Here is an 8,954-nt window from a genome sequence, read left to right on the forward strand (position 1 = left end):
TACTGCTAGTGTTTCCACTGCTGGAGCTGCAATTGGAGCAGCCACAGCTCCTCCAACCGTTACAGATGCCAACACACCGCCGATGGCCACTACGCTACCTTCTTCAGCAATGATGTTGAGTGTACCTGCAAATGGAGAAGGCAATTCAAAAGTCGCCTTATCTGACTCTAATTCACATATAATTTCGTCCAAGCCTACTGTTTCTCCTGATTTTTTCACCCAGCTTGCGATGGTTACTTCAGTGATAGACTCACCAACAGTAGGAACTTTTATGTCCAAAGTTTCGGTTTTTACCTCGCTAACAGGCGTAGCAACTGCCACTGGGGCAGCAACCTCGGCAGGAGCAGTCTCAACTTTCGGAGCCGCCGCCACAGCACCTTGTGGTTCAATAGAACAAATAGCAGCACCTATTTTGAGGGTATCGCCTTCTTTTCCGATAATGCGAAGAATACCGTCAGCCTCAGCTGGCAACTCAAACGTCGCTTTATCAGACTCCAGCTCACATATAACTTCGTCCATTTTTACAAAATCCCCATCCTTTTTTACCCAAGCAGCTATGGTAACCTCTGTTACTGATTCGCCTACCGAAGGTACTTTCATGTCAATAGCCATAATTAATTCAATTGGAATGCTTTTTCTAAAATTTTACTTTGAATATCGTTGTGATTCTTGGTATAACCTGTTGCCGGTGAAGCACTAAGTTTTCTCGAAATCACGTCATCAATACCGCCAGGGAACTCCCGAACTATGAATGACCAATATCCCATATTTAACGGTTCTTCTTGAACCCAAATCTTTTCTGCCTTACTGTATTTAGCCAGTTCGTTTTCAATTTTTGTTTTCGGGAAAGGATACAATTGCTCCACTCTTATGATAGCAATATCCTCTCTCTTATCGTCTAGTCTTCTCTTGTGAAGATCATAATATATTTTACCACTACACAACAACACTTTTCTAACTTTCTTAGGGTCAGCCAATTCATCAGCTATTATTTCTTTGAAACTGGTGTTTTCGGCAAACTCGCTCATCTCTGAAACGGCCATCGGATGTCTTAGCATCGACTTTGGCGACATGTGTACACATGGCTTGCGGAAAGGAAGAGCCAATTGTCTTCTCAACATGTGGAAGAAGTTGGCCGGTGTAGTACAGTTACACACATAAATGTTGTATTCGGCAGCCAATTGCAAAAATCTCTCAGGACGGGCGTTAGAGTGCTCAGGACCCTGACCTTCGTAACCATGAGGCAGCAATAAAACCAAACCATTCATGGAATTCCATTTAGACTCGGCGGCTACCAAAAACTGGTCGATCATGATTTGAGCACCGTTGGCGAAGTCTCCGAATTGAGCCTCCCAAATAACCAAAGCACTTGGGTTGGCCAATGCATAGCCATATTCAAAGCCCATCACGGCGTACTCAGAAAGGAAGGAGTTGTAAATCTCGAACTTTCCTTGATCTGGACTGATGTGGGCCAAATTGTTATATTTCGAATAATTCTTGATGTCGTGCAATATGGCATGACGATGTGAGAATGTACCTCTTTGAACATCTTGACCAGTCATACGCACCCAATTGCCTTGTTGTAGCAATGAACCGAAAGCCAATAATTCTGCTGCAGCCCAATTGAATGGTTTCTTACCAGCAAAAATGTCCTTACGCTCCTCTAAAACTTTTTCTATTTGTTTGATAGGAGTAAAACCTTCAGGCACATTGGATAAAACCGCCCCAACTTGGGTGATTACATCTTTCGAAATACCTGTTTTCGGTGATTCTTCAAAATCTTCGATTGTTGAACGACGCAATTTCGCCCAGTCTCTTTCCAATTTTGGAAGTTCATACGGCAATTGATTTTGCTTCACTCTTGAAAGAATATCTTGCAAATCGTCGTCAAACTGTGCTTTGATTTTCTTGGCATCCTCCTCGTTTATAGTACCGTCGGCTTTGAGTTTGTCTACATATATCTCCCTAGGCGTTTGGTGCTTACTGATCAGCTCATACATGCCTGGCTGTGTAAAACGAGGCTCATCGGCTTCGTTGTGGCCATGTTTACGGTAGCAAATCATATCCACAAAAACGTCCTTGTTGAATTCTTTCCTAAATTCTATGGCCAAGTCCATGGCATAAACCACCGCCTCTGGATCGTCACCATTAACGTGGAATATCGGCGTATCCAACATTTTAGCCACATCTGAGCAATACAAGGTAGAACGTGCGTCAGCGTTGTCGGTAGTGAAACCTATTTGGTTATTGATAATGAAATGTATAGCTCCACCTACGTAGTAACCAGGTAGATTAGACATCTGAGCTATCTCGTAGACAATACCTTGACCTGCCAAAGAAGCATCACCGTGTATGATGATTGGAAGAATCTTGTCATAAATATCAGCAAATTCATTCGGCTTAAGACCTTGACTTTCAAAGTGAGCATCGGCTCTGGCACGTGCATATCCTAAAACCACGGGATCTACTGTTTCTAAGTGCGAAGGGTTGGCCATAAGCTTCATGGAAACTCTTTTACCTGATGGAGTTTCAATTTGACTAGAATAACCCATGTGGTATTTCACGTCACCATCGCTAAACTCAAGCGTAGGAACGTTCTCCTCAAACTCATTAAAAACCTGATCATAAGGCTTCTGCATGATATTGGTCAACACATTGAGTCTTCCTCTGTGGGCCATACCTATTACTACCTCCTCAACACCCAGTTCAGCACCTTTCAATATGGCGGCATCAAGGCCAGCTATGGCTGACTCACCACCTTCAAGCGAAAATCTTTTCTTGCCCAAAAACTTGGTGTGAAGGAAGTTCTCAAAAGCTACAGCCTGATTTACTTTTTTCAGAATTCTTCTTTTCTGATCAAACGAAGGATTGTAAGTCAGATAATCCTTTTCGATTTTGCGTCTAAACCAACTTTTGATTTTACGATCGCGTATGAAAAGGTATTCGAAGCCAATTTTGCCTCCGTAAATGGTTTTCAAAGAGGTTTCAATTTCTCTCAATGTGGCTGGTCTTCCAAAAACCTCTACACCTGCCTCAAAAACCGTATCCAAATCTTTCTCAGACAACTGAAAATAAGCCAAGTCAAGATTGGCGTTGTATTTTCTGTTCGAATAGAGAGGATCGATTTTGGACATCATGTGTCCTCTTGATCTGTAACCACGGATCAGGTGTACAACTTCGCGTTCTTTGAAGATTCTTTCTTTTTCGGAGTCACTCGAAACTGCTGCTGTTGGAGCAGGAGATTCAGCGTTCCATGACTTCGAAAACTCAAATCCTTTGAAAAAATATTGCCAACTGGCATCTACAGATTCAGGATTTTGAAGATATTGTTGGTAAAGCGATTCCAAGGCGGCTACGTCGCCATTTGCTATATATGAAAACTGGTCCATTATTATTTTATGTACACTTAAAGCGTTGTTTAATTCGAAAAAGCCAATGATTTCGTAATACTTAAACGATAATAAAAATATTTTTATGCGAACTAAATATTTTTATTTTTAATAAGCAAAAATTTGTGTTTTTTTTATAAAAAATGTATTAAATATTTCCTTTTATTGAACTTTTTAAAGAAAAAGGAGAGAAAATAGGAACTTTTTTTGAAATTTTAATTAGACATATTACTAAATATTTAAATAAACCACTATGGACTAAAAGTCCATAGTTTTCGTACAGACTGAAAGTCTGCCTATTCAACGATGAAATTTGTATTGTCATTAGAATCAGGATTTCTATGATGTTCCAAATATTCGTTTACCATTTCATCTGTTATATTGCCTGTACTCCAACATCCAAATCCTATTGCCCAAAAGTGACGACCCCAATATCTCTTCTTTAACTCCGGAAATTCCATCTGCAATTTTCTTGATGAACGCCCCTTTAACAGCTTCACTAAAGTACTCAAATCTTGCGATGGCCTGTATTCTACATGCATGTGAATATGATTCTTCGATACAACACCTTTCAAAATCTGTACACCTTCTGCCTCACAAATTTGTATCAAGATAGTTCGACAACGTATCTTTATATCACCTTCCAAAACCGAATATCTATACTTCGTTGACCATACAATATGAGCAGTCAATCGGGATACTGTATGTCCGCCACTTCTTTGAAATTCCATAACATAAAGTTACAAATTTTTTAGAAACTAAAGTGACATGCAATAAATTGCATAGTTTTAACTTAATTTGAGACCAATAAAGATTTAAAACTTACCAAAAAACCAGCTATCACCTCCAGTATCATCACTATTGTATTTCAGCATAAACTGAAAAATCCCACCCAATGCTAAATTTGGTGTATTGGGTTGCGTCTCTACGGTGGGTTGGGAATCATAGGACAAAGCAAAACTCATGGTTCTGGTTGCCTTATATTCTGCAAAAGGTATGAGCGTTGGTTTAGATTCCCCATAGGCCATGAGCTTGTTGGATCGGTAGGATGCACCAAGACCAAATCTGTTATTTATGGAAGCTTTTAAATTAAAATCATAGCTGCTTCTTTGGGTTTGAAAATCGTGATAGTACAGCATATTGGCATTGAAGCCGAAGATAGATTCATTTTCAAAAATATATCCCCCGTTTACGAGCAAAGGTTTCTGTTCACCAATTTGGCGAGAAGCCAAAAGCATGGGATTAGAAACGCCTAAAAATACGCCCTTGTAGCTACTAAAAACCCCAAGACCACCATGAGGTAATACCCGCTGAGTCAAATTGGTAGCCAACAAATTGGGTTGAATAAAAATAGCTGCATTTGCCCCCATTTTTAGTTTTAATTCACCAATTTCAAAACCTTTGGCATAACTAAAACCCAATCCTGTACTTATTATGTTGCCCGAATTATTTCGGTAACCTTGAAAAGCCAAACCGCCCTTGTTATACAATTGGCCGTCCAAGACCAATATTTGATTCACCTGATTGAACCTGATGGAGCCATTGAACTGATTGCCCAATATACCCTTAAGAGTAAATGGGCTATTTTCACCGGCCAAAGCCGGATTTATGGCTAGGTAGTTTAGGTGGTATTGTTTCAAAAGCCCTATTTGAGCAATTCCAATTTTTGAAAACAATAAAAGAGCTATTAAGAAAGCTTTCTTCATACTTTTATATTTTACCGTTTGTAAGCAAAGGAGTAATACGAATTACTGCCATGAACTTACCTGCGGGTGTTTAATTTTTGCAGCTTTTAACCAAAAAAAATGACCGTCTATTTCTAAACGGTCAAATTATAAAATCTTGCTATAAAATTAATCCATTTGTAGGATTTTTATTTCCGTACGTCTGTTTCTTTGATGTTCAGCCTCTGAGCATTGTACACCATCGGCACAGTTGTTTACTAGCTGAGTTTCGCCATATCCTTTATACTCCACTCTTGAGCGGCTTATGCCCCTTTTAAATAGATAATCTGCAGATGCTTTGGCTCTTCCTTCAGACAATTTTTGGTTAAAATCAGACGGACTTCTGCTGTCTGTGTGAGAACCCAACTCAATTTTCATTTTTGGATATTCACGCATTAGTTTCACCAATTTGTCCAATTCAACTCTGGCATCAGAACGAATGTTACATTTGCCATAATCGAAGTAAATGTTATCGATTTCAACCACATCACCTTTGGTAAACATAAAGATGTCTGAACTTACGTTTTCGTTAGTCTTACAATTCAACTTCTTAAGCGATTTAGACTTAGAAGCCATGCTTTCTTTCTTACCCTCGATGGTATAATCGCAACCCTCAACTGCGGTGAATTGGAAGTTCCCGTTTTTGTCGGAATATGCAGTTACTATTGAACCATCACATCCGTTTTTCAAAGAAACCAACACCCCTTCAATAGTTTGCTTGTTCGACTGCAAGGATACTTTACCCTTGATTATACAAGTTTTACCTGCTTTAGAAGTACCAGACGGCAAGCTTCCATTTTGATTTTTACTATTGGTGTTGTCAGTATTATTGGCGAGGTCAGGATTCACGGTTGTTCCATCCTCTGCCAATTTAGATTTATCCGGTGTAATAGAAGTAACATTCTCTGTAGAATCTGCCGCCTTTGGTCTTTCTAGAGGAATCTCTAATCTCGAAGGTTCGTTGTCACACTCATCGGTAGAATAACTAACCGTGTTGTTGCTGTAACCATCACGTTTAGTTTTAAATGAATACTCGTGATCTACAGCCACGTTGTCAAGGGCTATTATTCCTTCAGAATTGGTAACTAGTTCTATATTGTTTCCTGCTTCGTCGGTGTAATTTATTGTTGTATTATCAAGCGGCATTTTAGTGTCGGCATCGTAAACAGCAATCAACAACTCGCAACCCTCTTTGATTTCACACTCTCTGTCGAATTTGTAAATATCGTCATCATTTCCACCTCTTTTACGGTTAGAACTGAAGTATCCACTTTGTCTAAGCCCGTCAGTGATGATACCGAAGTCGTCTTTACTTGAGTTAATGGGAGCACCCAAATTGATAACTCTACCTTTTTGCGTAACGCCATCCAGCTGAGTGAAGAAGATGTCCAATTCACCTAAACCTGGAAGACCTTCTGAAGAGAAATAAAGGTTACCTTTTTCGTCAACATAAGGAAACATTTCATTGCCTTTGGTATTGATGGTGTTACCCATGTTTACAGGAGCTGACCAGTTTACACCGTCATAGCGTGTTACATAGATATCCGTTCCACCAAATCCGCCTGGCATATCAGATGCAAAAAACAATAATTTTTCGTCAGGCGAAAGTGCTGGATGACCTGTTGAGTATTCGTTAGAGTTAAATGGTAGTTCAGCTACATTTCCCCAACCGTCTTTTTTGGCTTCGCCCATGTAGAGCTTTAGTTTGATGATTCCGTCAGAGCTTTTCTTAGCAGCACCACTTGAAGATGTATTGTTCCTTGTGAAAATCACTTTCGAGCCATCTTTAAAAAACGCAGCTGGACCTTCATGATATTTTGAGTTTATAGACCCACCCATTCTATCACTTTCAGTTATTGGTTTGTCGGCATATCCATATCCCTGAGAAATGTTTTTTCCGCCATAAGTACCAATAGTACGCGAGTCATTGGCTGTAGGCATGGTGTATTCGTCAGAACCTACTGTACCGGTTGAACCCGCTTTTGCCTTTTTAGAAGAAGATCCCCCTCCACCTAAACCAGCCTCAGTGGCCGACAGGTAGGCGATATCTTCAAGATGATAAAGGTCCAAAAACGGGGTATTGTTCCAAGTAAATACTCTTCTAACACCTGATGTATTTCTTCTGTTCGATACGAAAATTAAGCCGTTTTGATAATTTGTAGGACTAAAATCTGCCGCATTGGTATTAATAGACAAATAATCTACTTTGTAACAAGCTGCATTTTTTGACAACACACTAACATCATTATAAAGCTTGGAAAAGCCCTTGGCTCTTGTATCGTTGTCTACAATGGCAAGATATTTCTGATATTGCTCTTGAGATTCTTTATACTTGGCATTGCTAGCGAGAGCTTGTGCATAGTCCATCAGTACTTTTGCACGATCACCTGAGAAATCACTTGAAGAACCAACTAAATCACGTAAAACTCTCTCTGCATTCACGGCATCTTTGACTTTAAGATAACTCTCTGAGAGATTTCGCATGGCCGAAAACTTGTCGGCTTCAGATAAACCCTTCTTTTTCAAGGCTTGCTCGTAAGCATCGATGGCTTTTATATAACTGAGGTTATCGAAGTGATGATCCGCAGTTTTTAGAAGTGCATTCTGACCAATTGCCATGAAAGACATCAGCCCAGCACATGCCAATAGTGTAATTTTTCTTTTAATCCTGACAAACATAATTTTAATATTTATATGGGGGACTTTGGTATTAGAAGTACCTCGGTGTGAGAATTTTAGACTTGCCGTAGCCAAACTCATACCTTAGTAACCATTCGTGTGTTGGGGTACCCGTGAGCTTGTTATACAAAGCAGAGGTACCTCCTACTTTGGTATTCAACCTGTTGTTATTATAGTCGTAAGCATAGCCTAGTCTAAGCTGAGGGGTAAGTTGAAGTTCAAACATTCCCACAACCGCGTCTATGTTGTCTTGGCCCGAAAGTACGGTTTGAGATTTTCTACCCGACACACCCAAAGAGATTTTGTCTTTATACCAAAAGTTGATGTTTCCATCAACACCAAGTGGAGAACCAGCGGCATATCTTAACATAGTCGATGGCTTGATTTTGAAGTTTCCTTTTCCAACTACAAAACCCATCATTGCAAAATAGTGTCTTTTGATTTTACCAGTACTTGTAGCTATATCAGGAGTGATTTTTTGCTCAATTATTTGAGGTACCGAAAATCCAAAATAAGATTTATCATTGCTCACGAACATACCCAAACCAGCATTGAACATAAATCTACTTCTATCTGCCGAAAAAATATTTTCGTCGACCAATGTTGTAACCTGAGAAAGTGCAAGATTAACGTTTGTCACGGTTGGTTGTAAACCCAATGACATGGTAGTTTTAGCACCTAATTTGAATCTATAGGCATAAGCCAAGTTTAGTCCTGTATTATTAGCAACTCCGAGTGCATCGTTATAAGCCACAAGACCAATACCCATCTTTTCGTTTTTAATTGGCATATCCAAAGAAAACGAGTGCGTAGTTGGAGAGCCTGGCACATTCCTGTCCAGCCATTGATACCTTCCTAAGGCGGTAAGGCTTAAGACGTCTCTGCTTCCGGCGTATGCTGGATTGATGGCAAGTGTATTAAACATGTACTGAGAATACATGACCTCCTGCTGTGCAAAGATTTTTGTGGTTGAAATAAGGCATAATAGGGCAAATACTATAGCCTTATTCCTTGCGGAGTGAAAATGTTTCATTGTCTGATTATTTATAATTTTTTTCCTGAAATATATTTTCTTTTAATGCAATCCAAAAAGATTGACACTCAATAGATTAGCAAAAATATAAAATTTTTTAGTTTTTATAATAAATGGAGGAAATTTTTA

General features: G+C 39.4%; 6 protein-coding genes. All 6 read right to left on the bottom strand.

The features are described 5' to 3' along the window. Positions 1 to 612, bottom strand: a 612-nt coding sequence (locus tag EGI31_RS24965) for a biotin/lipoyl-containing protein (RefSeq protein WP_310586245.1), incomplete at its 3' end; no start/stop codon positions are given. Between the two features lie 2 nt (positions 613 to 614). Further along, entirely contained in the window at positions 615 to 3,389 is a 2,775-nt protein-coding gene (locus EGI31_RS24970) for a 2-oxoglutarate dehydrogenase E1 component (protein ID WP_255039932.1), read from the bottom strand. 296 nt (positions 3,390 to 3,685) lie between these two features. Further along, positions 3,686 to 4,120, bottom strand: coding sequence for an IS200/IS605 family transposase (tnpA, locus tag EGI31_RS24975; RefSeq protein WP_255039209.1), 435 nt, complete (start codon positions 4,118 to 4,120; stop codon positions 3,686 to 3,688). Between the two features lie 84 nt (positions 4,121 to 4,204). Next, positions 4,205 to 5,095 (bottom strand): type IX secretion system membrane protein PorP/SprF, encoded by an 891-nt coding sequence (locus EGI31_RS24980; RefSeq protein WP_255039933.1) that lies wholly within the window; start codon positions 5,093 to 5,095, stop codon positions 4,205 to 4,207. A 147-nt stretch (positions 5,096 to 5,242) separates the two neighbouring features. Continuing rightward, positions 5,243 to 7,792 carry an OmpA family protein gene (locus tag EGI31_RS24985; RefSeq protein ID WP_255039934.1) on the bottom strand — a complete coding sequence of 850 codons (2,550 nt, stop codon included), beginning with the start codon at positions 7,790 to 7,792 and terminating at the stop codon, positions 5,243 to 5,245. A gap of 31 nt (positions 7,793 to 7,823) precedes the next feature. Beyond that, positions 7,824 to 8,825 carry a PorP/SprF family type IX secretion system membrane protein gene (locus tag EGI31_RS24990; RefSeq protein WP_255039935.1) on the bottom strand — a complete coding sequence of 334 codons (1,002 nt, stop codon included), beginning with the start codon at positions 8,823 to 8,825 and terminating at the stop codon, positions 7,824 to 7,826. Positions 8,826 to 8,954: the final 129 nt, after the last annotated feature.

The organism is Lacihabitans soyangensis, assembly GCF_024343775.1.
In the GTDB taxonomy this organism is placed as follows: Bacteria; Bacteroidota; Bacteroidia; order Cytophagales; family Spirosomataceae; genus Leadbetterella; species Leadbetterella soyangensis.

What these genes read in the sequence shown, in the direction of transcription:
- EGI31_RS24970 (WP_255039932.1), bottom strand. Translation starts at nt 3,389, where the DNA reads ATGGACCAGTTTTCATATATAGCAAATGGCGACGTAGCCGCCTTGGAA.
- tnpA (WP_255039209.1), bottom strand. Translation starts at nt 4,120, where the DNA reads ATGGAATTTCAAAGAAGTGGCGGACATACAGTATCCCGATTGACTGCT.
- EGI31_RS24980 (WP_255039933.1), bottom strand. Translation starts at nt 5,095, where the DNA reads ATGAAGAAAGCTTTCTTAATAGCTCTTTTATTGTTTTCAAAAATTGGA.
- EGI31_RS24985 (WP_255039934.1), bottom strand. Translation starts at nt 7,792, where the DNA reads ATGTTTGTCAGGATTAAAAGAAAAATTACACTATTGGCATGTGCTGGG.
- EGI31_RS24990 (WP_255039935.1), bottom strand. Translation starts at nt 8,825, where the DNA reads ATGAAACATTTTCACTCCGCAAGGAATAAGGCTATAGTATTTGCCCTA.